Raw genomic sequence first — 26,021 nt, 5'->3', positions numbered from 1 at the left:
ACTGGTCAGCGGATCGTCCACTTCTGGTTCGCCCCGCCGCCGCACGACCACAGCTGCAGCCGGGCGCCGTTCCCCGTGTTGAAGTCGACGACGTCGAGGCACTTGGCGGTCGCCGGGTTGACCAGGGCGGCATCGCTGTTCAGCGCCCACTTCTGCTGGGGGCGCCCCGCGCAGGTGTCGAGCTGGATCGGCGACCCGTTCTCGCCCGCGTGCCACACGCTCGTCAGACACAGCCCCATGGCCCGCACGGTCCCGTCCGCGCGGAACGTCCAGTACTGGTTCTTCTGCTGGACGCAGTCCCACATCTGGAGGTCCGCGCCGACTGTGGCCTGGAAGTTGGGGATGTCGACGCAGCGTCCGCTCTGCTGACCCACTAGGTGGCGGGTGCCGGCCGGCTGAACGGCCGACTGGGTGGCCACCTGCGGGCTCGTACTCCCGGCGACGGTGCCCGTCCCGCTCTTCGTGCCACTCTTCGTGCCGCTGCTCGTCCCGCTCTTCGTCCCGCTGCTCGTCCCGGACTTCCCGCCGTCCGGCTTGGTCGTACGGGGATTGGTGGCGCTCGGCGCCGGGGTCGCCGGGCCGTACGGGACCGAGACGGGGTTCCCGGCGGAGCGCGGGGTGCCCGAGGCGGGCGGCCGTACGGTCGGGGAGGCCGAACTCTCCGCCGGGACGGGGACGAATCCCGGCTGCTCGTCGTCCGGCGGGAGGCCCGCGGCCAGGTCGTCCTCGCGCGAGGACGCCGAATCGGCCGACGGCGAGTCGTCGCCGAGCTGCGCGAAGCCGAACGGCGCGGCTATCAGCAGCAGTCCGGCCAGGGCCGCGCCGGCCAGCACGCCCGAGGACAGCCGCCCGGCCAGGAGACCCTGGGCGGCTTCCGGCTCGGGGGCGGCGGCCTGCGGGAGGGCGGGGAGGGGTGCCGCGGCGGCTCCCGGTGCGGGGGCGGAGGGGCTCGGGGCGGCGAGTACCGCTGTCTGTGCCCCCGCGCTGTCGGAGGAGGCCGTCGGGGTCGGGGTCGGGGCCGGGGTCTGCGCCTGGGGCCCGGACGAAGCGGTGGTCCCTGAAGTACCGGGCCCTGCCGGTCCGTTGGACTCAGCGGATTCGGGGGATTCCGCGGATGCGGACTCGGCGCCGTTGTCCGTCTGGTTCGCTGCTCGTTCGCTCATGGTGTGTTCTGTCCTCTTCGAGGCTGTCCGGTGAGGTGACTGGGAGGTGCGGTGGGGCGGGGCTCATCGCGGGTTGACCGCGGTGTGCCACTTCAGCTCCTCCGCGGTCCTGGTCGCGGGGGTGCCGGATGGTTCGGGGTCGTTGCCGGCGTGGGGGTCGTCCGGTACCTGAAGGTCGTCCGGTACGCCGAGGGGCGGTATGTCTCGGGGCGGTGCGTCGCTGCCGCTGAAGTGCCCGGAGTCCACCCCGGTGCGGAAGAGCTCGACGCGCCTGGTGGCACCGGGCGGTCCGACCTCGGAGGCGTCGCCGCCCTGGACGATGTGGAACCGCACGTCGAAGGCGTAGGCCAGGAGCATGATGAACATGTCGCCCTCGGCGGACCGCCAGCTCCGGTCCCAGGTCCGGACCGCCGCCGCCAGGCTGGTCAGCTCGTCCGCCTGGAGCGGCATGCCCGTCCAGAGTTCCGCGAACAGGGCCTGCCTGCCGAGAGCCCGCGCTTCGGCCGGCGGCAGAAGGTTGTGCTCAAGCACCAGGGCCAGCAACTGGCCGTCGTCCAGGCGCTCCAGTGCGCCGGCGAAGACCCGCGAATCGTCGTTGCCGCGGTACTGGCGGGCGAACTCGCCGGGCAGCTGGGCGGCGTTGGCCTCCAGCCACTGGGCCACGTGCTCCGCGGCGTCGCGGGCGACACCGGAATGCGTGCCCCTGAGGAAGATGCCGTGCTGGGCGTAGACGGCTGTGTTCCTGGCCAGATCGGTTCGCACCCGCCGAGCGTTCGACAACCACCTGTAGGCGTCGTTGTCGATGTGCCCCCAGGCGTGCAGCGTGTCGCGGACGCGCTCCGGATCGCTCGCCGCGAAGGCATGGAGCAGACAGTGGTTGTCGCCCGGCACGTTCTGCCGCTGCCCTTCGGCCGGGCCGGGCCTCGTCTCCGCCGAGGCGCCGGGCACCGGTGACCGGGACGGTTTCCGGTCGGCGCTGCCCGGGCCGGCCGCCACCGTGGGACGCCCCTGACCGTCGAGACCCCGCGACGGTTCCCCGACAGCCGGGTTCTCGACGACCGGTTCCCTGACGGCCGGCTCCTCGGTGGAGTTCTTGGTGGAGTTCTTGGTCGAATTCTCGGACGGGGTCTCGACGGTCGGGCCGTCGACGGTCAGGTTCTCGACGGGCGGGCCATCGGCGGTCTGGCCCTCGACGAGCGGGCCGTCGACGGTCAGGCCCTCGACAAGCGGGCCGTCGGCGAGCGGGTTCTTGGCGGTCGGGTTCTCGACGGGCGGGCCGTCGGCGGTCAGGCCCTCGGCCGTGGAGTTCTCGGCCGTCAGGTTCTCCGCCGTCGTGATCTCTACGGTCTCCTCCGGGGCGTTCGACGCCGTATCCCCGTACGGCTCCTGGAACTCGGGGCTGTTGATGACGGCGTCGATGCTCTGCATGCCGAGGTAGGACGCTCCGCGTTCGTTGGCCGAGAAGAGCCATCGGGCCGTCCCACGTTCGAGACCCGTCGGGCGGAAACCGTCCATCGAGGTCCACTCGGGGTCGGCCCAGGGGTCCCCGGCCCCGGCGGACCGGTCCGGACGAGGCTCCGCCGACGGCCGGGCCCGCTCCTGCTCCCTCGCGCCTTCCGGCCGGGACTCGTCGTCCTTCAGTCCCCGCCCGGCGGAGTCCGTTCCTCGGTCGGAGCTGTCGGATCCCCGCTCGTCCGGACGGTGCTCGTCCGGGTCCGCCGGTGACCGAGGCCGGTCCTGGTCACCCGACTCGTCCCTCGGCCCGGGCCGGGCGGGATCCTCTCCCCGGCCGGAGCCGTCGGATCCCCGCCCGTCCGGGCGGTGCTCGTCCGGGTCCGTGGCCGGTACGGCGAGCTGGTAGTGGCGTTTGTCCAGGCTCAGCACCACGTGCGGACGGCTCGATGTGCCCGGGGCGTCGGTGGGGTCCTGGATCGAGGGCCGGCTCCCAGGGTCGAACCGGACCGTCGGGGAGAAGGTCTGGAAACTGCCGTCGTCCCTGACGACGGTGACATCCACACCGAACGTCCGGGCGGCGAGGAGGGGCAGTACGTCCGCGGCGGAGTGGTCCCATCCGGTCTCGTCGGGGTCGTCGCCCCGCCGCCGGAGCTGAGCGGCGGCCAGTGCGACACGGGCCGGGCCGTCGAGCTGCACCGAGTGGGGTATCAGGTTGAGCGCGTCGAACTCACGGCGGCCCGGTGTGTCCGGGGCGAGGGCGGGGGACAGACCTGTCAGATCGACCTCATCGGGGTCGAAGGAGCCGGGGGCGAAGGAGTCGGTGTCGTCGGGCGCGACGATCTCACGCAGGTCGTCGTTCTCCGGCCGGGTCAGCTGCTCCGCCATCAGGCCGCGCAGTTGGGCGGGCAGGTCCGGGTCGGACAGGTCGAGGCCACGGCCGGCCAGCTTCCAGGGAACGCTCCGGTCCAGGCCGGCGGCGAGCGCGTGGAAGAAGGCGTCACCGTCTTCGCGTACGTCGTGCAGCGTGTACTCGACCTGGCCGGGTGAGGTGAGCCCGGTGTCGGTCCTGGTGTAGCGGGGCGGGTCCGGGGCCGGTGAAGCGGGCCGCTCCGGCGGGGCCTGGTAGGTCACCTCGTCCGGCTTCTCCGTTCCGTCGAGCAGTTGTCCGCCGTCCTCGGTGGCGTTGAGCTGGTGCCACCGGGTGAGCCGGTCGGCGCCGGCCCGTACCCGGTGGTACTCGGCGGCGGCGGTCTTCGCGGTCTCGTGGAGGTCTTCCAGTTCGAACCACAGGTCGGCCGTGCCGTGCAGTGCGGCGGCGGTCCGCCGGGCTCGGGTGATGTCGGCGGGCGGGTTCAGCGGCCCACGCCGTCCGGGTACCTTCCGCTCGGCCGCGGCCAGCGCTCGGGCGGCCTCCACCTGTCGCTCGTCGGTGTCCGCGTTTTCGAGGGCCTGCGCTGCCCGAGTGAGTTCCCACGCGAGGTCGCGGTCCCTCTCCGCGTCTGCCGCACTCCGGTACAAGGCGTTCCTGGCGTCGGCGGACTCCGTGTCGGCACCCTCGACACCGGCACCCTCGACACCGACACCCCCGACATCGACAGCCTCGACGTCAACAGCCCCCGCACCGACGGGACCTGCGTCGACGGACGCGATCTCGACGGACTGCCGAGGCGGAGGCAGGACATCCGCCGTCCCCTCGACTACGGGCCGGGGCGAACCCGGGTCGTCGTCGGCGTTCGCGGTGCCGGCCGTCTCCGGGTGCGGAGCCGGGAGGTCCACGGCCTCCTCGACGACGGGCCGGGGCGAACCCGGGAGGCCGGCGGCGTCCCGGGCCTCGCGCAGGGCGATGGCGGTGCGGCGCTTCTCCCAGTACGCCTTGTCCGCGTCGACCCACGCCTTGCTCGCCTGGCCGACCGCGTCCCAGGCCGCGGAGACCTCCTCGGGGAAGCCCTCGTCGTTGATCAGGTGGAGTTCCCGGGCGATGTCGTCACGCACCCACGCGATGACATGTGTCTCGGAGCTGACCGTCTTCTGCCCCGGCCTGGTGAGTCCGAAGGGCCCGGCCGCCCACTGGGCCAACCGGGTGTCCGCGATGGCCCTGTGCGCGTCCGCGACGCTGTACCAGGTGGTGGGGATGGCGAACAGGAACTCCCGGCCGGTCTTCGACTTGACGTTGGCCGACGACAGATGGTCCCCGCCGACCAGCGTCCCGTCGCTGTCGGAGGCGTACGGGCGGCCCGTGGCGGCGGCGCCCGGCTGAACGTTGCCGACCGTGTCGGTCCTGACCGTGACTCCGCCGCTGAGGGCCGAGTCCTGGGCGTTCTCCTGCGACACCGAGGTGCTCGCGCCCTCGCCCGCCTCCCGGATCACCTCGACCCTCATACCGTCGCCGACGGCCAGCAGCACGGCCCGGCTGAAGTCGGGCCGGGAGTGCAGCGACAGCCGTACCGAGTCGGTGGCGAGGGGGCCGCGATGGGTCAGCCCCGGCACCTGGTAGCCGCCCGGGGTCAGCGTCCTGTCGTAGAAGGCGGTCAGCGCCGTGTTGTTGGTTCCGTCCCGCAGTGCCTGCGCTGAAGGGGTGCCCAGCTTCGTGAGGTCGGTGTCCCTGGCCGGCTTGAGCAGTGCGTCCCGCTGGGCGCCGGTGACGCCGTCGCCGATGGCGGGCAGCTTGACGCCGTACGACTCGGCGATGGCGCGCTGGTTGGCCTCGCGGAGATTTTCGTGTCCGACGATCCGGCGGACGTGGAACCCGTTCTCGGGGAAGGTGAACTTCCCTCTCGTCCCGTTCTTGAACCGGACGTTGTCGTTGAGCGCCGACAGATCCGGCTGCCGCCGCACCGCGCGGGGCCGCGTGGAGGTCGTGAGAACGGGCGGGCCCAGCGGGTCACCGGCGGGAGTCGGGTCCGGATCCGGGGTGGGGACGGGGACGGGCGTCGGGGTCGGGGCGGGAGTCGGGTCCGGAGCAGGATCCGGGGCCGGACCGGAAGCCGGGGCCGGGAGCGGGGCGGGGGTCATGAGGCTGAGCGGGATGTGTTCGACCAGGTTGCCGATGGGGCCGGTCTCGATGACCGTCTGCCTGCCGAAGACCCGGCCCGCGAAGCCGGCGAGGCCCCGCTCGCCCTCCGGTACGGGGCTGTCGTCCACCTTGAGCGAGATCCGCAGCCGGTAGGGCGTGGAGACCTCGGCGTGCGGTTCGGTGGTGAAGACCCGGTAGGTGACAGCGCTGGAGACGTTGTGGCTGGAGGCGATCGTGCGCCGGGAGGTGCCGGTCTCGTTGTAGACGGGGCCCGCCGCCGTCGCCGTCGAGTCGCCGGTCCGCACGCCCTCGCCGACCAGAACCCCGACGTCGAGACCGGTGGTGAGGTCGGAAGCCTTCTGGGCGCTCTCGACCGCCTTGCGGTTCTCCTCCATCTCGGTGCTGTGGTCGAGCATCACCAAGGTGGGGGCGTCGCGGATCAGCTCGACCGTCACCTGGGCCTGCCGGCTGCCGATCCGCACGCTTCCCCAGCCCAGCCAGCCGGACCTGGTCGTGATCGACGAACCGGCTCCTCCCGTCATCTCCCGGTCGAGGGCGCGCAGGACCCGGGAGGTGACGAGCAGACGGATCTGTTCCTGGGCGTGGGTGTCGGTTCCCAGCTGCTGCCTCACCCGCTGGTGGAAGGCGCTCAACACCTCCGTGGGGTCGAGTGCGTTCACCGGGAACGTGCCGAAGGAGTTGCCGGCCAGCCAGGACTGCGGCGACCAGGTCCCCTCGGCTTCGTAGCGGGGGACCGCGCCCATCCCGTCGTTGATCAGCCCCACCCGGTGGGCGCTCTTCTCCGGCACGTGCGCCAGCCACCCGCCGGGGACGGAGACGGTGGCCCCGGCCGCGTCGGCGAGGAACCCTGGCGCGTACCAGCGGCCCGCGGCGGCTCGTCCCAGCATGCTGGAGACCATTGCCGCCGAGTGCACGACCGTGCCGGACACCAGCACCTGGGGGGTGGCGACGGCCAGGTTGAGGTCGGCGGACACACTGCGGGTGACGGTCTCGCTCTGCTGTGCCGTCCGCGACCAGGGGTTCGCGACAAGGCCGTAGGTGCCCACCAGGCCCGGACCGGAGCCGTGGGGCTTGGCATAGGTCACCTGTCCGCCGAAGGAGAACGTGCTGCTCCTGCCGGTCTTGCCGGACGACTGGACGCTACTGGCGATCGCCGTCTCGATCTCCATGGCGATCGGCGTCGGGGTCAGCACCGTGATGTCCTGGACCGTCGTCGAGTGGCGGAAGGACGACCACAGGGTGGTGTACGGCGGCTTGGCCATCAGCTCGCTGACGGCGAAGCCCAGCGGTCCGGAACTCTGGTCGAAGTTGGCCGACAGGTACTGCGGCTGGAAGGCGCGCATGACCGCCTCCCGTACGGGAGCACCCTGCTCGTTCAGCTGCCACGCGTCGTTCGAGGCGCGCCTGACAACGTCCTGGACCATGTCGGGCAGCCCCGGCGGCACGACGACGCCCACGGTCACGAACGGGTGCTGCTGGAGGTCCTGGAACCGGCGGGTCCCGGCGGTGCCCGCCGGGCGCCGGGCACCGGGCCGGGAGAGGTCGCCGACGGCCAGCGCGAGGGCCCGGTCGCGGGGCATGTGCCGGGGGTTCAGGGGATCGCGGAGTGTCCTGAAGGGGTTCTCCGCATCCGGCCCGTGCGGGTTCACGGTGGGTGCGTGCTGGTCGGGGACGCTGATCAGCACCCGCCCGGTCACCGGGCCGCCGTTCACGTCGGCGCCGATCAGCACCCGCTGTGGCCGGCTGTGGACGAACGTCTGGGTGCCCAGCACACCGAGGGAGGCGATTCCGCGCAGCGCGCCGACGGGCCGCGAGTACCCGCCGTGGTCGACGGTGAGCGAGAGGTCGTAGCTGTAGAGGTGTGACGGCTTGACGCTCACCGACAGCGGCTCGTTGCTGACCGTGGAGCCGAACCCGGTCTCGGACTCGCCCTGCCATGTCTGACGCGCGCCCAGTGACACGGCGCCCGCGTTGTCGGGGGTGCCCGAGACGCTCGTGGAGGAGTCCGGGTCACGGAACCCGAACGCCAGCTCGCCGCCCGTTCCCCACCCGCGTTTGCGGTTCTCCTGGCCGTCCAGCCGCTGGACGCCGGGGAGACCCTGCCGCATTTTGAGGTCGTCCTGCCGGCCCTCGTACCGCCGGTCGGTCAGTTCCGCGTGCACCCGGATGTAGTGGTGTTCGTTCCTGAAGGTGCCCGGCTCGGTCAGCCGGACCTGGATGCCGGTCGTGATCAGCGCCTCCAGGTTGCCCGCCAGGCTCTGGGGCGAGAGCGCCGAGAGGATCTCCAGGGTGTTGGCCAGCGCCGTCTGGTACGCCTCGCTGCTCTTCCAGCGGCCGGACGGGTCGGCCGGACCGGCCTGCTCCGGACGGGCGTCCGGTCCGTCGGGCGCGTTCACCGGACCGCCCTGCTCCGGCCCGGCCTCCGGCTGGTCGGGAACCTCCGCGGGATCGCCGGGCTCCGGGTGGTCGGGGATGTCTGTCGGCTCGGCGGAATCCGGGCGGTCCTCCGGACGGCCAGGAGCGTCCGCCGGACCGGTCTGCTCCGGACCGGTCTGCTCCGGACCGGTCTGCTCCGGACCGGTCTGCTCCGGACCGGTCTCCGGGCGGCCGGGAACCTCGGCCGGAGTGGTGCGATTCGGCCGGAGCTTGTCCAGCAAGGGCCACTTCTTGCGGGCCGGAGGGCTGAACCGGTCGAGCGGCGCGACCAGTCCCGGGTGGGCGTCGGCCACGGCCTGGATCACTTTGTCGGCGAAGTAGTCGGGCAGCGTGCGGCCGAGGCCGTCGATGCCGGGGGTACGCAGGTCGCCTGCGTCATCACTGGTATGGCGGCCGTCGGGGTGTGTGAACGCCTCCACGCGGTGCATGCCCAGGGTCGGCGGACGGTCCGGGAGGAGAAAGGCCGGGGCGAACGGCTCCGGCACGCCGTTGCCCGGCGGCAGCCTCGTCCCGTCGTCCCAGCCGGCCAGCCTGCGGGCCTCGGTACGGGTCATCCGGTCCACGGTCCAGGTCTGGAACCGCTCCGGCTCGGCGCGGCTGCCGGTCTGCCGTACGAAGACCGTCTTCTTGACCAGGTAGAGGCCGGTGGGGGATTTCTTGACCTGCCCCATCGACTTGACCGCACCGGAGCCGCCGGACGCGGCCGTACGTGACTTCGAGTAGACATAACGGCCGGTGAGGCCCGCCTGGATCCGCAGATCGAGGTCGCCGTCGAGGTCGAAGTCGAGGTCGGTGAGGGAGAAGACGGGGCCGAGGCCGGCGTCCACGCCGACGTTGACGCCCCTCGTGAGGTTCTGGTCGTTGCGGACGGTGGCGACGTTGATGTCCCGCAGCTCGGCGTCCGAGGTCTCGCCGATGAGTATCGCGTGGCCCGGCACCACCCGTTCGACGACGAAGGCGCCCAACGGTGTCTTCGCCCTGTCGTCGGCGAACAACAGCGGTGTGACGGCTCGTCCGTTCGCCATCAGGCGCGCGTGCCGCTGAAAGGACTCACGGGAGAAGTACGCGTCGAGTTCCCGGTAGGCGGAGCTGCCTTCCTTCGCCTTGATCTGCCCGACCGCCCAGTCGCGGATCTGCTGCACCGGCCCGAAGCCCTCGGTGCGGACCAGCCGGTACTGGGAGTCCCGGTCGAGCACGATCGAGCGGGGGATCCTTCCGGGCTCCGACTCCGTCACCAGGCTGTCGGGCACCCGCAGCATCAGCCCGTTCCGTACGGCGAATCCGCGTGCCGGAAGGACCTCGTTGCCGTCGGCGTCCTTGACGGACACCCGGAAGTACACCTTGTCCAGGTACGCCTTGGAGCCGTCGAGGGCGCGTGTCTCCAGCTGGCTGGTGACCTGGTCGAACTGCGGGTACCCGACCTTGGTGCTGAAGCCGACCCGCCCGTTGACACGCCCGAAACCGCCGAACGTCGCCGCCGAGGCAAGCCCCGCGAACGGTCCGCTGAGGCCGAGCTGGGTGCTGGCCTGAACGCTCTTGCTCTGTCCGGTCTGGGATACGGCGCGGTCCATGAGGTCGACCTTCGCCGGGTCGCCGTAGTCGTCCGCGAACGGCGTCCACTCTCCGTAGTGGCTGGTGCCGACGTGCAGGACCCGGACCTTGCCCTCGGTGTTCCTGTAGGGGAACGTCCGTCCGTCCGCCATGCCCCGCGGCCTGCGTGTGAGCGCCGCCCGGACGTCGGCCAGCAGGCCGGTACCGCTCGGGTCACCCAGCCCGGGACCGCTCGGACGGACCGCCGGGGTTCCGCGGAGGATCGTGTCGATCTGCCTCAGCACCACCTGGTCGACCCCGCGGAAGGTGACGTTGCTCTGCCCGAAGGTGCTCAGGGTGGACAGCGGTCCCGCCCTGTCGGCATCGGACATGCCCGTCAGCAGCGACGCCACGTTGTCGATGTAGCCGGGCAAACGGGTCCCGTCCTCGAACGCGGCGGCACGCTCGCGCTGGGTCGGCTCGGTGGCACCGGGTTCCAGCGCGGCCGGATGCGAGGTGTCGAGGGTGGTGCCGATCCATTGGGGGTGTTCCGACGCCGGGTCCTCCGACGCGGTCTCGCTCCGCGTGGGGGTGGGCGGGTTCGGGTCCTCGTTCGGGGTCGGGTTCGGGGTCGGGTTCGGGGTCGGGTCCTCGCGCAGGCCTGAGTCCGGGTCCGAGTCCGCGGTCGGATCCTCGCGCAGGGCCGGGTTCGGCCTCGGGGCCGGGTTCGGGTGCTGGTCCACGGCCAGCGTCGGGTTCGGCGTCGGGGCCGGAGTCAGGTCCGGGGCCGAGGTCGGGTTCGGGTTCGGATCCGAGTCCACGGCCGGGGTCGGGTTCGGGGTCGAGGTCGAGGTCGAGGTCGAGGTCGAGGTGGACGTCGAAGTCTGCACCGGTGCCGGAGGCAGCTCTGTCAGGGCTATCTCCCCGGGAGCCACCTCCCCCGTGCCCTCCGCCGGAGGCGCCTGGTCACGCCGTGCCTTGCGGAGGATTTCGAACAGCTTGGGCGCCCGGGGTTCCGCCCCGGGGTGACCGCCGACCGTCGCCACCGGACGGGCGGGGGACTCGGCACGCGGGCCACCGCGGCTGCCCGTCGGTGTGACGGCCGGATCGCCGATGTGAGCGGCGAGGAGGCTGAGGTGACGGTCGCGCAGGCCGCTCTGCCGGAACCCGTCCGGGGCGGGGCGGTTGTAGTCGCCGAGCAGGCTGCCCTGTACGTCGGGACGGTGCGGCGCGGTGTCGTCCCGCGACTCGTCCCGGAGCCCGAGCTGGTGGGCGATCTCGTGCGCGTAGTCGATGGGGGCGGCGTCGGGCCACCACGCGGTGCGGGTCATCGGCTGGTCGCGGTCCACGAACGTGACGTTCAGACCGTTGGGATGCGGGTCGTGCGCCACCTGCTCCACGGTGACGTGCAGCCGGTCGCCGCCCGGCAGCCGGTGGCCCGGGGCGTTGAAGAACTCCTCGACTCCGGCACGCACCTTGTCCCAGACGCCGTCCGGCATCCCCTCCGGGCCGACGGCGACCTCGACGGTCAGGTCGGTGACCGTCTCGCCGTCGTGCTCGACCCGGCGCGCGTCGAACTTGGACTTCACGACGTACTGCGTGGTCTCCTTCGGCCGGCTCGGGTCCGGCGGGGCGGAGACCGGATCGACCCAGGTGTGCGAGCGGGTGTCGGGCGCCACCCTGGCCCGCGCGGCTTCCCAGTCCGGATCGCCGGTCAGCCCGGTGGGTCCGTGCCTCCCGGGCCCGGACGAGGTGAGGGATCCGTCGGCGAGGGGAGGGGCGAGGGGCCGCGAGGTGTCCGGGGAGGTGGAAGTGTCCCCGGACGTGGAGGTGTCCACAGATGTGGGCGTGTCCGGGGAGGTGGACATGTCCGGAGAGGTAGACGTGTCCGGAGACGAGGAGACGTCTGCGGGTGAGGACTTGCCCTGGGACGAGGTGTCCTGGAGCGAGCCGGTGTGCTCGGACGAGCCGATGTCCTGACGCGGCAAGGTTTCCTGGGACGGAGAGGTCACCTCGGGCGAGGAGACGTCCTGGGAGGAAAGGGCCTGTGGCTGGTCGGCCGCGCGGGCCGGGTCAGGCGTGACGGACCGGTCGTCGGCGGGCGTGGTGGGCCGGTCACCGGGCTGAACGGGGGGTGCGGGGGACGCCGGAGTGGACGGGCGGCCCGGCCGGGAACCACCGGCGGCGGGTGTGCTGTCGGCGGGGGCCGCCGGGTTTCCGCCGGCGGGAGAAGAAGGAGTCACCGACGGAAGGGGGCCGGGAACCACCTGCTGGGCGGCGGGCCGTTGATCGTCCGACGGCGCCGCGACACCGGGGTCCCCGGAGCGGGAGCCCGGCTCCGCGACACCGGGCTCCCGCTCCGGGGACGCGGGCGGGACCGACCGGTCCGGGGCGGGATCCGGCGTGGTGCCGGGGACGGGGTCGCTTTCGGTACGGACGGGTGTCTGGGACTGGGGCGGCTCCGACGTACGGACGGGGGTGGCCCCAGGATCAGCGGCCGGACCGGTGGTGGTCCGAGAGGGCTGCGCAACTCCTTGCGAGGGCTCGGACGCGGAGGAGTCCGACCCGGTCGGCTGGGACCCGGGTGCCCGGGACTCGGGCGGCTCGGACACCGGCGGCTGGGACACCGACGGCTGGGATTCAGGCAGCCGGGACCCTGACGGCTGGGACTGAGACAGCTGGGGCTCGGAGGCAGTGGGCTGGGGCGTGGGCCGGGGCGCGACGTTCGCCGGGGTACCCTCCGCGTCCGACCCCCGGTCCACGTCCTCCCGCAGGTTCACGTCCCCGCCCCGGTCCGGGTCCGCGCCCCGGTCCACGTCCCGGTCCAAGTCCGCGCCCCGGTCCAAGCCCGCACCTCGGTCCAGGTCCGCGTCCAGATCCAACCCCGCGTTCGGGCCACGGTCCGAGTCCGAAGCCACGTCCGAGTCCACGCCCACGCCCGAATCCACACCCACATCCAGCCGCGGCGCCCCCGGCGTAGCGGCGGGAGGTGTCGTGCCGAAGGATCCCCCCGTGGTCGTGCGTGTGGGGGTGGGGGTGGGGGTGGGCGTCGGGGTTTCGACAGGCGAATCCCTCGTATCGAGGCGGCCGAGGTTCCGGAGGCCTTCCACGGCGCTGATGCCCCCATGGGCGCCGGCCCCCGCCGCCGTGCCCGAGGTGAGGCCGGACACGAAGCTCCAGGAGTTCGCGTCGACCTCCCCGGTGAGCACCAGGTTGGTGACGACGTCGGCCAGCGTGTTCGTCAGGCCCTCTTCGACGCCCTCTCCGACCAGTTCCAGCGCCTTGGTGACCAGCGTGTTCCGCGTGGTGTTCACCGAGTTCCGTACGGTGTCCGGCAGTTGGGCCAGGGCGTTGCGCACGCCCTGCGGCAGACCCTCGCCCCCCGCGTCGCCCAGGACCCTGCCGAGCGCGTCGGAGGCTCCGTCGTCACCCCAGTTCTCGGCGAACGTCCGCCCGTAGGTTCCGCCCAGGTCGCGGGCCGGGCCCTCGCCGAGGTTGCGGCCGAAGGCGGTGACGAACAGGTCGCCGAAGTCCGTACCGAGCCTGTTCACCCCGTCCGGGCTGAGCCGGCTGACACCGGGGGCACCGCCGCCGCCCGTGTTGCCCGTGTCGCCGTTCTTGCCCAGCACGGACAGCAGGTCCTTGTTGTTGCGGGTCAGGATGTCCGTGACGCCGTTGCCCAGCGCGTCGGGCGAGATGTCGCCCGCGTCGTCCCCGAGGTTCCTGATCTCGTTGCGCAGGCTGAGCCCGGCCCGGTTCGCGGTGTTGCCGCTGAACACCTTGACGAGCTTGGCCCCGGCGAAGTTGAGCCCGCCGGAGATCACGCCCTCGACGACACCGCCGACGAAGGCGTCCCGGGTGAGGTTCTTGTCCCAGGAGTCGCGCGTGCCGTTGCCGATCTGGATGCGCTGGATCAGCAGGTCGAGGGAGAGCGCGACGGCCGAGTTGATGATCACGTGCGCGAGGATGTGCTGCCAGAGGAAGTTGAGCACCCGGATCAGGAAACGGGAGGTGATCGCCCGGTAGACCGGGATGAACAGCAGGGACAGGCCGAAGGTGCGGAAGGCGTTCGCGATGCACCAGGCGATCTCGATGAGGAGCTGGATGAGCTGCCCGATCGCCATGTACTTCGAGTACTCGACGTTGGTCGCGGTCCTGTTCGCGTACGCGGAGATGCCCCCCGCCGCGTCCCTCCCCGCGGCGACGTAGTTGGTGGGGCCCGAGGTGAACTCGGAGATGGAGTCGGAGAAGGCGTCCGCGGCCTGGGAGTCGAACCGGGACCTGATCGTGCGGGTGACCTGGTTGATCTGCTCGGGCAGGGCGGCGAGCCCCTCCGCGGTCGCCAGGTACCCCTCCCCCAGCGTCCGCAGCTTGTCCTCGTTGAGTTTCGGGAACTCCATGCCCGTCAACGCGAGGAAGAGCCCGCGCAGTTGGGGAGACGCGTCGATCGCCATGGCTCAGCGGATCCCGTTGACGTTACGGGCCAGGGTCTGCGAACCCAGCAGGTTGGCGTCCTCCACGTCGAGCAGCTTCTCCGCGGTGCTGTCGATGTTGTCGTACGCCTGCTGGAACGCCTTCTCCAGTGATTCGAGCAGCGTCAGCATGTCCTCCTTGGCGGGCCCGTAGACCTTGAGGAAGGCCTTGCCCGTGTCGTCGTCGAAGGCGTCGGGCTGTTCGTTGGCGGCGATGGAGGCGAGCAGACGGGAGCGGACCTGGCCGATCGTCGACGCCAGGTCGCCGTCGAAGTGCCGGCCGCCGTCCCTGATCCCCTCGGGGTCCGCGGCGATGTGGTTCCTGCTGGGCATGGCCCGCTCCTCTCCATCAGCTCCGTACGAGCAGTCCGTACGAGTTCCGTCAGCTCTGCTGGCCCGGGATCCTGCCGAGGCCGAACGCCTCCAACATCTCGGCCAGTTCGGGCCGCGCGCTCGTCACGTCGTCGATCTCCAGGTCCTCGGGCCCGACCGGCCCGAGAACCTCCTCCAGGTGCGCGGCAGCCTCCCGCTGCGCCCTGCCGATCGTGTCGAGCAGTACGGCGGACAGCTCGGTCGGCGCCATGGCCCGGTAGCGGGTGGTGTGGAACTTCAGCTCCGTCACGGAGCCCCTGGCGTCAACCGTTGCGCTGACCAGGCGATCCTTGGACGTTGCCGTCCCGCTGACCTCCCTGAGCGCTTCCTGTGCCTGGCCGGCCCGTTCGAGGGCCTCGTCCAGTTGCGACTGGACCTCGTCCAGGAGCGCCTGGAACGGGTTGCTGCTCACGGTTGCCTCCTGCGGGTACGTGCTGCTGTGGTGTCCTGCCGACGACGGTGGGTGCCAGCTCCGGGTCGGTGCCCCAGACGGCGGTGTCCTCGGCGAGCCAAGTGGTGCGCTCGCGCTCCTGGTTGCGCTCGCCGCCGCCCCCGGCGCCCATACCTCCCATTCCGCCCATCATCGGAGGCATCATCGGGGACTGGGCCGAGGCCGGTGCGCTCGTGCTGTCACCGGTGCTGTCGACTCCGCTGCTGGTCAGCGTGGACTGGGTGCCGCTGGAGTAGGGGTCCCAGAAGCCGTCGTCGACTCCGTCGGAGGACAGGGACGGCTGCGTGTAGTCGAAGCCACTGCCCGAGTCGACGTACGAGCCGTCGGATCCGTACGAGCCGTATCCGCCGCCCGAGTCCCCGTAGTAACCGGAGCTGCCGTTCGTGCTGCCCGGGTCGCCGAAGTCGGTGCTGGACGTCGACGGGAAGCCCTGGTCGCTCAGGGACGGGCCGCTGAGACTGGGGAACGACGGATCGAGGGTGGACCCCGTCGTCGGCAGCAGGTCCGAGCCGTCGCTGGAACCGGGGAGCGGCAGGCCGGACGAGTTGTCGTTGGTGCCGGGGACGGGAATGGTCGAGCCGCCGCTGTCATTCGTACCGGGGACGGAGATGTTCGAGCCGCTGTCGGTGATGCCGGACGGCGGGGCCGTGATGCTCGGGAACTCGTCCGTGGAGCCCGCCGGAGGTACAACCAGCTGATCGCCCGGCAGGCCGGTCGACTCCTCGAAGTCGTTCAGAGACGGGATCTCGGTGGAGCCCGAGGGGGGCACGGACCCGGTGCCGTCGTCGGGCCGGCCGGTTCCGTTGACCGAACTGCCCGTGATCCCGGTGCTGCCCGTGAAGCCGGGCGTGACACCGACGGGAGGGATGTTGTCGGAGCCGCCGGAGGGGTTGGTGGTGCTGAACTCGGGCAGTCCGTCGAGGTCGGTGCCGCCCGGACTGCCGGTCGTGCCGGTGGTTCCGGTGCCATCCGTCCCCCCGCCGGTCTCGCCGGGCAGGGCGATGTTGGAGACGCCGAACGGCGGGGCGGTGTTCCCGGATCCGTCAGTGATCCCGGTCTGACCGGACGGCTGGAGGTCGAGCCCGCCACCCGTACCGCCGACCGTCCCACCACCCGTACCGTCGCCCGTACCGCCATCGGTGCTCCCCGACGACGGGATGTTGACATCGGTCAGCGTCTGCGGACCGCCGCCGCCCGTGCTGTCCGTACTGCCCGACGACGGGATGTCGACCTCGTCGGGCAGCCCCGAGCCGCCGTCCGTACCCCCCGACGAAGGAATGTTGACCTCGTCCGTGCCCCCGGAGCCGTCGCCGCCCGTACCGTCCGTACCACCCGAGCCGTCGCCATCCGTACCGCCCGGCGGCGGGATGTTGACGTCGTCCGTGTCCGGACCCCCGTTCCCGCCTTCTCCGCCGCCTCCGCCTCCGTCTCCCCCGCCGTTGTTGTTGCGGAGGTCCTCCAGGATCTTGTTGAGGTCCTCCTGGTTCTTGTTCGTCTGGTCGTTGTCGGTGTTCGAGTCGCTGTCCGGCGAGCCCGACAACGCGGTCCGGATGACGTTGTTCAGCTCGCGCAGGTCGGTGGTGGACCGCTGGTAGGCGGCGGTCAGCGCCGAGACGATCCCCACCACCGGGTAGTCGAGGTACGTCTCGGCCGTCTGCCGCCAGGCGTTCTTGATCGCCTGTTCGACGGCGTCCCAGGTGGAGGACTGATCGATCTGCCCGAGCGGGACGCCGCCGTGCAGGAGGACGGCCGGCCTGCGCCCGAGGGGGTCGGCGTCGACCGTCAGCCCCCGCGCGTACACCCTCAGGGCCCCCTGCGGGGTGGAGGACTCGTCTGTCTTCCAGGTGTCGAACGCGGTCCGCATGGCGTTGCGCGCGTTCCACAGCGCCTGCTGCGCGTCGTTCACGGCGGTGAGGTACCCGCCGCTGACGCCGTCGCCCGACGTCGTTTCGAGAATGTTCTGGTACGCGGTGAAGATCCGGTTGATGATGTCGCCGAAGCCGGACGCCGCCAGGCCCTGCCAGCCGTCCTGTTGCAGGTTGTTCTGCCAGGTGTTGAGGTTCGGCTCCCATTTCTGGTAGTACGCGATGGCGGCGGTCAGTTGCTCTCGCGCCCGGTCGAAGCTGCGCGGGCTGGTGGTCTCGGTGCCGTCCCCGTCGAGCGCGGCGATGGTCATGTAGCTGCCCATGTTGTAGCGCCACCACGGGGTGCCGCCGCTGTTCGGGTCCTGGTCCCCTTCGAGCAGGCTCAGCCCGGCGGTACCGGTGACGGGGTCCGTCGTCGTGGTGGTGCCGCTGTTGTAACTCCCATGGGTCGTGGTGGTGTTGCCCATGACGTACGTCCAGGTGAACATGGCCTGGAACGGGGGCTTCTCACGCACGTTCCAGTACGCCCGGGTCCACCGCGGCGCCAGGACCTCCTCCTTGCTGGGGATCTGCCCAGGGGTGGAGTCCTTGGCCTCGCCGGACCCGGCGAAGATGTTCACCAGCTCATGCCACTGTGTGGGATCGGGCACCGTAGGTCTCCAGCGTCAGGTGGTCTTGTCGTCGCTGCCGGACGTGGGATCACTGCCGGACGTGGGATCGCTCCCGCCGCCGTTGCGCTCGTTGATCGCCTCGCCCACGATCCGGCCGAACTCCTTGCCGCCCAGGGTCCCGTTCTCCTCGACCTGGTCCATGGCGTCGCCCGTGTCCGACAGGGCCACGATCATCGCGTCGGTGATCGTCATGTTGATCAGGAACTCGTTCTCCAGCCCCTGACAGACCTTGAGCATCTGCGCCATCAGCTGCGCGGCCGGGGGGAAGTTGCTCGAGCCAGCCAGCAGCTTGTCCGTCTTGTAGTACGCGAGTTCGTCGTTGGCCTCGCGGGACTCGTCACGCATTCCCGGCAGATAGCCGGGCGAGGTGCGGTACTCCCGCAGAACGTCCGCCGAGTACTCGGTGGTACCCGGGTGTTCGGGCGACTTGGGCATTCCCTGCTCCGTCCTGTGAATGGGTTTTCCGGTGCGGGCCGGGCGCGGTGCCACGGCCCGCACCGGAGCGGCGGATCAGGCCCCCGCCAGCCCTTCCCACCTGTTCTTCTCGTTGATGTCGGTCGTGTAGTAGCCCTGGGTGTTGTCCAGCAGGACGGTGTTGCCGGACTTGAGGACGGACCCCATCTCGTCGACCTTCATCGACCATTTCTGGTGTTCGATCCGGTACTGCTCGGCCATCGCGCCCTCAAGCTCGCTGATGACCGTCTGCACCGTCGTGTTGACCATCTCGACCTGGTTCGCGACCTGCACGGTCATCTGCTCCAGGTATTCGCTCGCGGTCCCTGAGGCGCCGTAATTCATACTGAAATCGGGCACGCTTCTCCCCTTGTCCTTATCGGGTACGGGTTATCGGGTACGGGTGTTGTCTTTGTCGGGTACGGGTCGTCCGGAGGAAAAGGACCAAGGGCTACGGGTTGACGCGGCTCAGGAACCCGGCCGCCGAGCGGACCGCGAAGTCCTCCTGGTTGCCCGTGGCGTTCTTCGTTCCGGAGAGCGCGTTGGACATGCTCTCCATCATCGAAGTCAGCTGGTCGAGCTTGGTGATCCACGCGTCGATGGCGCCGCCGAAGGTGTTGCTGGCGTTTCCGGTCCAGCCGCCGGCGAGGGTGCTGCGGGCGTTGTCCACGCCCGTGCGGATGTTCTTGCAGTTGGCGACAGCCTGGTCGATCGCGTTGGCGGCGACCGCATGGGCGTGGTCGGTGACCTTGGTGTTCTGCCCCGAGGGGGTCGGTGTGCTCATCGCACTCCTGCCTTTCGGTTGTCGTGGACCGGGGACGGAGCCGCTCTCCGGCTGCCCGGTGTCATGAAGTGGTGGGTCGTGTCCGCTGCTCCGCGCCGCCGCACTCCGGGTCGGGGGTGGCCGGGGCCGGTCCCGACAGGGCGGGGCGGGCGGCCCGCTCCGGGTCGAGCACGGGGCCCGTCGGCAGCAGCCGGAGCAGCGCGGGCGGCAGCCGTACGACGTCGGTGTCGGCGTAGGACAGTTGTCCGGCCGCCGCCGGGGCGGAGAGCGGGTATTTGATGCCGTCGTCGGTGACCAGGTACCGGGCGCCGCTGGTGCCGGCTCCGGCGGCCGTCGGCATCGCCAGCACGCCGCTGCCCGGGCGGACGGCGATCAGGTCGGGAGCGGGGCAGCCGGGTGCGACTCCCTCGCGGGACACCACAGGACCGCCGGTCGCGTACGTGGCCGCTACCCGGACGAACGTCTGCCGGGGCGTGGCCCCGGCCGGGGTCACCGTCAGGCACGGCACGGTTCCGGCCCGTGGCGCGAGGGCCTTCGGCGGCCGGGCGGGGAGCGTGTCCGTGGCCGTGGCGACCTGCGCCACCTCGCTGTTCGCCGCCAAGTGCTGGGCGACCTCGTCCGGTTGGAGCACGACGGCGGTCGCCTCCTGGCCCGCGTAGGCCTGCGCGCGGGTCCGCGGGTCACCGCGCAGGAGTTGGAGTTCGGTGAGGGTCAGCGGGACCAGGCCCGCACGGTCGAGCAGGTAGTACTGCTCGGCGGCGCCCGGGGTGCGGACGACGAAGTACTGGCCGACGCGGCGCTGTTCACCGGCGAGCGTGGGGCCCTTCGTGCCGCGTCCCGGTACCTCGGGCGGGGTCAGGTCGGGCCCGGCCGGGATCGCGGCGAGGAAGGCGTCGCCGACGGTGAGCGGTTCGGTGGTGCCGTAGCCGAGGGACTGGAGGGCTCCGCGAGCGGTGTCCAGGCGCAGTCGGCTGCCATGCCACAGGAGGTAGGCGGTGCTGTGCCCGTCCTCGCGGGCGGTGACCAACAGGGCCTCGTCCACGGCGAGTTCCCACGCGCCGGAGGGTGCGGTGCCGACGCCGAGCGTGGTGACCGGTTCGCGGGTGCCGTCGGCGGCGGCGCGCGAGGTGGCGCACACCTGCCAGGCGGAACCGGTGAGTTGACCGGCGGCCGGCAGGGAGTCGGGGGCGCCGGGGATGCCGATGGGCGTGCCTCGGGGTACGTCGGCGAGGGTGGCGCGGGAGACCTGCTGGACCTTGCCGTCCTTGCCGGTGACGAGCTTGGCCGAGGTGTAGTTGACGACGGGGCGCAGCATGCCGTCGCCGTACAGATAGCGCGCCCCCGTCTCCTTCTCCATGATCAGCACCCCGGGCTGCTGCCAGCCGTCGGAGTCGCGCGGGAAGAGCAGCCCGAACACCATGAAGCCCACACAGAGCAGCGCGCCGACGAAGAAGCCGACGACGGTGCCCCGTCGGGTACGGCTCATCGGGGTGTCCAGGGCGTCGGGGTCGGCGGCGAGCATGCTGGAGGTGAGCCGGCCGACGGTGAACGAGTACGCCTGGACCTGGTCGCGTCGTGACTGCATGGCGGCTAGCTCCACATCTCGCGGAGCGCGGGGAGCACACCGAGGTCGATCAGGACCAGGGGGAGCAGGGCGATCGCCGCGAGGGAGTGGAGCAGGTCGGCGGCCCGGCCCCAGTACGGGATGAACCGTCTGCCCGGCACGTGCCAGGCCGCGATGACGAGGCCGGCACAGGCCGCGGCGGCGATCGCGAGCGCGATGCCCCGGGCGGCGGCCCCGTCCTGCCAGACGCCGACGACCGGCAGCAGCAGGGCGCCGTAGCACCCGGGCAGGACGACCGCGAGGTGCTGCCGGGCACTGGTCATGCCACGGCCGTGCAGGACCAGCAGCAGGCTGAGCACCCCGCCGAGGGCGTACGGCTGCCAGCCGGTGCCCGTCGAGAGCGCGGTGAGACATGCGGCGCAGACGAGGCCGACGGCCGCGTACAGGGCGGTCATGTAGCGGTCGGCGACGGCGGTGCGGGTCAGGATCGCGCGGGCGGGCAGCGGGTCGATGGCCTCCTGGAGCTGGACCGCGTTGGTCGGCAGCGGCGGCAGTCTGAGCCCGGACAGCCGGAAGGAGATGACCGGGATGAAGGTGCCGAGCAGCGCGGTCAGCGCGGCGAGCGACCCCGCGCTCTCGGCCGGGCCGAGTCCCGCGCTCAGGCCGATGACACCGGCGGCGGCACCGAGCAGGCAGACGAGCACCACGGCGGCGAAGAGGGCGGCCGACGCGGCGGACGCGGCCACCGCGAGCACCGCGCCGCCGGCCCCCGCGGTGGTGGCGGCGAGCAGCCGCGCGCCGAGGAGTTCGGGGCCTTCGGGTCCGGTCGGCACCAGCCAGCCCGCGAGCCCGAGGAACGGCACGGTCAGCAGGCCGAGCACGGTCCCGGCGACCGCGTCCCCCATGGCCCGGGAGGCGGCGAACGCGCCGAGCAGCAGCAGGACGCCCATGCCCAGGGCGACTGCCGACTGGACGCCGGGGGCGTGCAGTCCGGTGAGGACGGCGAACCCGGCGACGAGCGCGGCGGCGGCGAGGCCGAGGAGCAGCCGGCGGGTGAACTCGGGCCGCCACTGGTCGGCCCGCTCCCCCATGCCGGTGGAGACGCCGTCGATGAGGTCGTCGAAGTGGACGGGCGGGAGCTGCTCGGCGCGCGGCCTGAGGTGGACGGTCTCCCCGTCGCGCAGGCCGAGTTCGGCCGGGGTCGAGTCCTCGTCGAGGGCGGGCGAGCCGAGCCGTTGCAGCACCCAGCCGCCGTGTTCGAGACCGCTCTCGTCGAGGTTCGTCCCCTCGGGTGCCGCATGGCTCACGAGGGCCGGCATGAGGTCGGCGAGCGGGGCGTCGGAGGGCACGGCGATGTCGATGACGCGCTCGGGGGCGTGCACCACGAGCCGAGTGAGTTCGGCGACGATGACACTGGCGTTGGCGTTGGCTGTACTCACGGTGCTCACGCGACCCTTCCGTCTCTCGCAGGTCCAAGTCCCCTGACTCCGGCGAAGCTAGCAACGGCCGCCCCGGTTTCCCGAGGGCCGGCGGACTGCCGTGCACCATCGGTCCCTTGTCGGGGTCTGAAAGGGAGAGGTGCGGCCAGGAAGCAGGTCGGAGAGGTGCCGACTCACCGGAGACTGCGGGGAGTTCCCTACGTGCGCCGGGAGGACCCGCGTGAGTCTCCTACTGTTCCGCCGACCGCCACGCCGACCCGGGCCCGAGGCACCGGCCGGCCAACTGGAGCTCCAGGAACCGCCCGTGCTGCCCGAGCGGCAGAGCGGTCTGTCCGCCCTGTTCACCTATCTGCCGATGGCCGTCATGTCCCTCGGCATGGTGCTGCTCTTCGCCCGCCCCGGCGGCGCCGGGAGCGGCGGCAACAGCCTCTACATGTACGTGATGGGCGGCATCCTCGTGGTCTCCACCGCGGCGATGCTCGTCGGTCAGCTCGTGAAGGCCGCGAGCGAACGCAAGCAGCGCGTCAGCGGCGACCGCCGGGACTATCTGCGGTACCTGTCGCAGAACCGGCGCCGGGTCAGGGAGGTCGTCGTACGCCAGCGTGACGTGCACGCCTGGCGCAACCCCGACCCCGCCGCCCTGTGGTCCGTGGTGCGCACCACGCGGCTGTGGGAACGCCGGGCCGGGCACGGGGACTTCGGGGAGGTCCGGCTCGCGGTCGGCGAACAGCGGCTCGGGCTGCGTCTGGCGCCGATGCAGACCAAGCCCGTCGAGGATCTCGAACCGCTTGCCGCGCACGCCCTGCGCCGCTTCATCCGCGCCTACACCTCGGTCGCCGACCAGCCCATCGCCGTCCATCTGCGGGGCTACGAGCGGGTGCGGCTGCGCGGCGACACGGACGCCGCCCGCGCCATGGTCCGGGCCGCCCTCGGGCAGCTCGCCGTCTTCCACGCACCCGAGGAACTGCGGATCGCGATCTGCGCGGGCGACGCCGAACTCGCCCACTGGGAGTGGGCCAAGTGGCTGCCGCACGCCCTGCACGCCACCACGCTGGACGGGGCGGGACAGCGGCGGCTCATCGCGCGTTCCACGGCGGAGCTGGAGGAGCTCCTCGGCGAGGACTTCACGACCCGCTCCCGCTTCGATCCCCAGGCCGCCCCCGCGATGGAGGAGCCGTTCACCGTCGTCCTGCTCGACCGGGCCGAGGTGTCCGCCAACTCCCGTCTCGCCGGGGGCGGTTACCGCAACTGTGTGGTCATCGACGTCAGCGGCTGCCTGCCCTGGGAGAGCGGGCCGCACATCCTCGGCCTCGACGTGACCGCCGACCTGCTCAGGATGGTCGGCCAGGACCGCAACGGCCGCGAGACCACCTCGCCGCTGGGCCGTCCCGACGCCCTCAGCACGGTCCGCGCCCGTGCCCTGGCCCGGCTGCTCGCCCCGTACCGGATGAGTGTGGCCGCCGAGATCACCGAGCCGCTCACCACCGACTTCGACCTCACCGCCCTGCTCGGCATCCCCGACCTGCACACCTACGACATCCCCCGGCTGTGGGAGCGCCGCGCCCCGGGTGAGAGCGACCATCTGCGGGTGCCGGTGGGCATCGCCGCGGACGGTTCGCCCGTGGAACTCGACATCAAGGAGTCCGCGCAGAACGGCATGGGGCCGCACGGCATGCTCATCGGCGCCACCGGCTCCGGCAAGAGCGAACTGCTGCGCACCCTCGTCTCCGCCCTGGCGCTGACCCATGCGTCCGAGGTGCTCAACCTGGTCCTGGTGGACTTCAAGGGCGGCGCCACCTTCCTCGGCCTTGAGCAACTCCCGCACACCTCCGCGGTGATCACCAACCTCGCCGACGAGGCCGCCCTGGTCACCCGTATGCGCGACGCCGTGCACGGTGAACTGATCCGCCGCCAGGAGCTGTTGCGCTCCGCCGGCAACTACAGCTCCCTCCTCGAATACGAGCGGGCCCGCCTGTCCGGCGCCCCCCTCGACCCGCTGCCCTCCCTCCTGGTGGTCGTCGACGAGTTCAGCGAACTGCTCGCCGCCCACCGGGACTTCATCGACCTTTTCGTGATGATCGGCCGCCTCGGCCGCTCGCTCGGCGTCCATCTCCTGCTGGCCTCCCAGCGCCTGGACGAGGGCCGCGTGCACCAACTCGAATCCCATCTCTCCTACCGGATCGGTCTGCGCACCTTCTCCGCCATGGAGAGCCGGGGCGTCCTCGGCGTGCCCGACGCCCACCAGCTGCCCTCCGCCCCGGGCAACGGCTATCTCAAGAGCGACCAGGCCACCCTCACCCGGTTCAAGGCCGCCTACGTCTCCGGGCCCTACCGCGCCAAGCGCCAGTCGGCACAGGTCGCCGTCGGCACCGGGGCCGTCGTGCGCTACGACGCCGGGTACGTCCTGCCCGCCCTGCCCGCCCCGGCGGTCCCGCAGGTCCCGGCCCCGCCGCAGCCCGACGAGGAGACCGAGAGCCTGCTCCAGGTCGCCGTCGGCCGGCTGCGCGACCTGCCGGGCACCCGGCCCGCCCACCGCATCTGGCTGCCCCCGCTGTCCGTACCGCCCAGCGTCGACGAACTCCTCGCCGTACAAGCGGACTTGATGCCCACGCCGTACGACAACTACCGCGCTGCCCGTCCGAACGGCGGCGGCCTGAAGGTCCCCGTGGGCGTCGTCGACCGCCCCTTCGAGCAGCGCCGCGACCCGCTCCTCGCCGACCTGAGCGGCGCCGGCGGCCATGTCGGCATCGCGGGCGGACCGCAGAGCGGCAAGAGCACCCTGCTGCGCACCCTGATCACCGCGCTCGCCGTCACCCACACCCCGCGCGAAGTGCAGTTCTACTGCCTGGACTTCGGCGGCGGCAGCCTCACCGCACTCACCGGACTGCCGCACGTCGGCTCCGTCACCGGACGCGTCGACGTGGAGCGCATCAACCGTACGATCGGCGAGATCACCTCGCTACTGGCGCGCAGGGAACCGGCGTTCGCCGCCGCCGGCATCGACTCCATGGCCACCTACCGCCGCCGGCGCGCCGCCGGGGACTTCCCCGACGACCCCCACGGCGATGTGTTCCTGGTCATCGACGGCTGGTCCATCCTGCGCCAGGACTTCTACGACCTGAGCCAGACCGTCATCCAACTCGCCGCCCGCGGCCTGAATTACGGCATCCACCTCATGGTCGCGTCCCCCCGCTGGGCGGACATCCAGCCCGCGCTGCGCGACCAGATCGCCAGCAAGTTCGAGCTGCGCCTCGGCGACGTGGTCGACTCGATCGTCGGCATGCGCAAGGCCCAGGAGGTGCCCCGGGTCGCGGGCCGCGGCCTCACCGAGGACAACCACCACTTCCTCACCGCGCTGCCCCGCATCGACGGCAGCGGCACCCCCGCCGACCTCACCGAGGGCACCCAGGCCCTGGTCACCGCCGTACGCGAGGCATGGGACGGTCCGGCGGCCCCGGCCGTACGGATGCTGCCGACGACGATCTCGGTGCGCGAGCTGCCGCCCGGCGAGGGCATCCGGGTGCCGCTCGGTGTCGAGGAGAACGAACTCGCCCCGTTCTGGCACGACTTCGACACCCACCCGCACCTGATCGTGGTCGGTGACACGGAGAGCGGCAAGACCAACCTGCTGCGGCACATCGCCCGGTCGATCGTCCGGCACCACACCAGCGACGAGGCCCTGTTCGCCATGGTCGACCTGCGCCGCGAGCTCTACGACGCGGTTCCGGAGGAGTACCGCCTCAGTTACGCGGTGTCCCTCGACGCGGTCCGCGAGATGACCGCCGCGGCGGCTGCCTCCATGCGGCCCCGTATCCCGGGCCCCGAGATCACGCCCGAGCGGATGCGCGAGCGCGACTGGTGGAACGGGCCGCAGGTCTTCCTCCTCGTCGACGACTACGACCTGGTCAGCGGCAACACCTACGGCACCACTCCGTTCGACCCGATCCTCGAACACCTCGCCCAGGGCGCGGAGATGGGCCTGCATCTGATCGTCGCCCGGTCGGCGGGCGGCGCGGGCCGCGCGATGAGCGACCCGCTGCTGCGGCGCCTGATCGAGACCAACACCCCGAGCGTGCTGCTGTCCTGCCCGCCGTCGGAAGGCATCCTGTTCGGCGATGTGAAGCCCCGCGAGTTCCCGCCGGGACGGGGTCTGTGGATCTCGCGCAGGCGAACCACTCAGGTGCAGACGGCTCTGCTGGAGGAGTGACCCGTGGGGCGGACGTGAGGGGGGCCGGGGCCCTCGCGGCCTTGAGCCGCTCCAGGAGCCCGCTGGTGCCCTCGATGGCGGCGGCGAGGTCGTCGGCGCCCGCCCCGCCGGTGCGCAGCAGGGCG

At 71.8% G+C, this 26,021-nt stretch carries 11 protein-coding genes; 1 reads left to right on the top strand and 10 read right to left on the bottom strand.

Features of this window, described 5'->3' with window-relative positions; genetic code table 11:
- Window positions 1–5: 5 nt before the first annotated feature.
- From ACWDR4_RS41030 to eccD, 10 genes are all read right to left on the bottom strand, one after another.
- Window positions 6–1,163: a ricin-type beta-trefoil lectin domain protein gene (locus ACWDR4_RS41030; protein ID WP_450416140.1), complete on the bottom strand. Its 1,158-nt coding sequence runs from the start codon at window positions 1,161–1,163 to the stop codon at window positions 6–8.
- A 63-nt stretch (window positions 1,164–1,226) separates the two neighbouring features.
- On the bottom strand, window positions 1,227–14,072 hold the full coding sequence (locus tag ACWDR4_RS41025) for a WXG100-like domain-containing protein (RefSeq protein WP_450416138.1): 12,846 nt from the start codon (window positions 14,070–14,072) through the stop codon (window positions 1,227–1,229).
- Window positions 14,073–14,075: 3 nt separating this feature from the next.
- Complete coding sequence (locus tag ACWDR4_RS41020; RefSeq protein ID WP_450416136.1) at window positions 14,076–14,423, bottom strand: hypothetical protein; 348 nt, start codon at window positions 14,421–14,423, stop codon at window positions 14,076–14,078.
- A 49-nt stretch (window positions 14,424–14,472) separates the two neighbouring features.
- Window positions 14,473–14,826, bottom strand: coding sequence for a YbaB/EbfC family nucleoid-associated protein (locus tag ACWDR4_RS41015; RefSeq protein ID WP_450416173.1), 354 nt, complete (start codon window positions 14,824–14,826; stop codon window positions 14,473–14,475).
- Window positions 14,726–17,428 carry a hypothetical protein gene (locus ACWDR4_RS41010; RefSeq protein ID WP_450416134.1) on the bottom strand — a complete coding sequence of 901 codons (2,703 nt, stop codon included), beginning with the start codon at window positions 17,426–17,428 and terminating at the stop codon, window positions 14,726–14,728. The genes ACWDR4_RS41015 and ACWDR4_RS41010 overlap by 101 nt, the downstream gene beginning before the upstream one ends.
- A 15-nt stretch (window positions 17,429–17,443) precedes the next feature.
- Window positions 17,444–17,884, bottom strand: coding sequence for a hypothetical protein (locus ACWDR4_RS41005; RefSeq protein WP_450416132.1), 441 nt, complete (start codon window positions 17,882–17,884; stop codon window positions 17,444–17,446).
- A 75-nt stretch (window positions 17,885–17,959) separates the two neighbouring features.
- Window positions 17,960–18,262, bottom strand: a complete 303-nt coding sequence (locus tag ACWDR4_RS41000) for a hypothetical protein (RefSeq protein ID WP_450416130.1) — start codon at window positions 18,260–18,262, stop codon at window positions 17,960–17,962.
- 91 nt (window positions 18,263–18,353) lie between these two features.
- Entirely contained in the window at window positions 18,354–18,686 is a 333-nt protein-coding gene (locus tag ACWDR4_RS40995) for a WXG100 family type VII secretion target (protein ID WP_450416128.1), read from the bottom strand.
- 61 nt (window positions 18,687–18,747) lie between these two features.
- Window positions 18,748–20,271, bottom strand: coding sequence for a type VII secretion protein EccB (gene eccB, locus ACWDR4_RS40990; RefSeq protein WP_450416126.1), 1,524 nt, complete (start codon window positions 20,269–20,271; stop codon window positions 18,748–18,750).
- A gap of 5 nt (window positions 20,272–20,276) precedes the next feature.
- Entirely contained in the window at window positions 20,277–21,698 is a 1,422-nt protein-coding gene (gene eccD / locus ACWDR4_RS40985; RefSeq protein ID WP_450416124.1) for a type VII secretion integral membrane protein EccD, read from the bottom strand.
- 211 nt (window positions 21,699–21,909) lie between these two features.
- Here eccD and eccCa point away from each other — a divergent pair, with 211 nt between their 5' ends.
- A complete protein-coding gene (eccCa, locus tag ACWDR4_RS40980; RefSeq protein WP_450416122.1) occupies window positions 21,910–25,896 on the top strand; it encodes a type VII secretion protein EccCa in 3,987 nt (1,328 codons plus the stop codon).
- The last annotated feature ends 125 nt before the right edge of the window (window positions 25,897–26,021 follow it).

The sequence above is a fragment of the Streptomyces sp. NPDC000878 genome (assembly GCF_053599695.1).
Note: the sequence above shows the minus strand (reverse complement) of the source record. Positions and strands in the feature narration are given on the sequence as shown.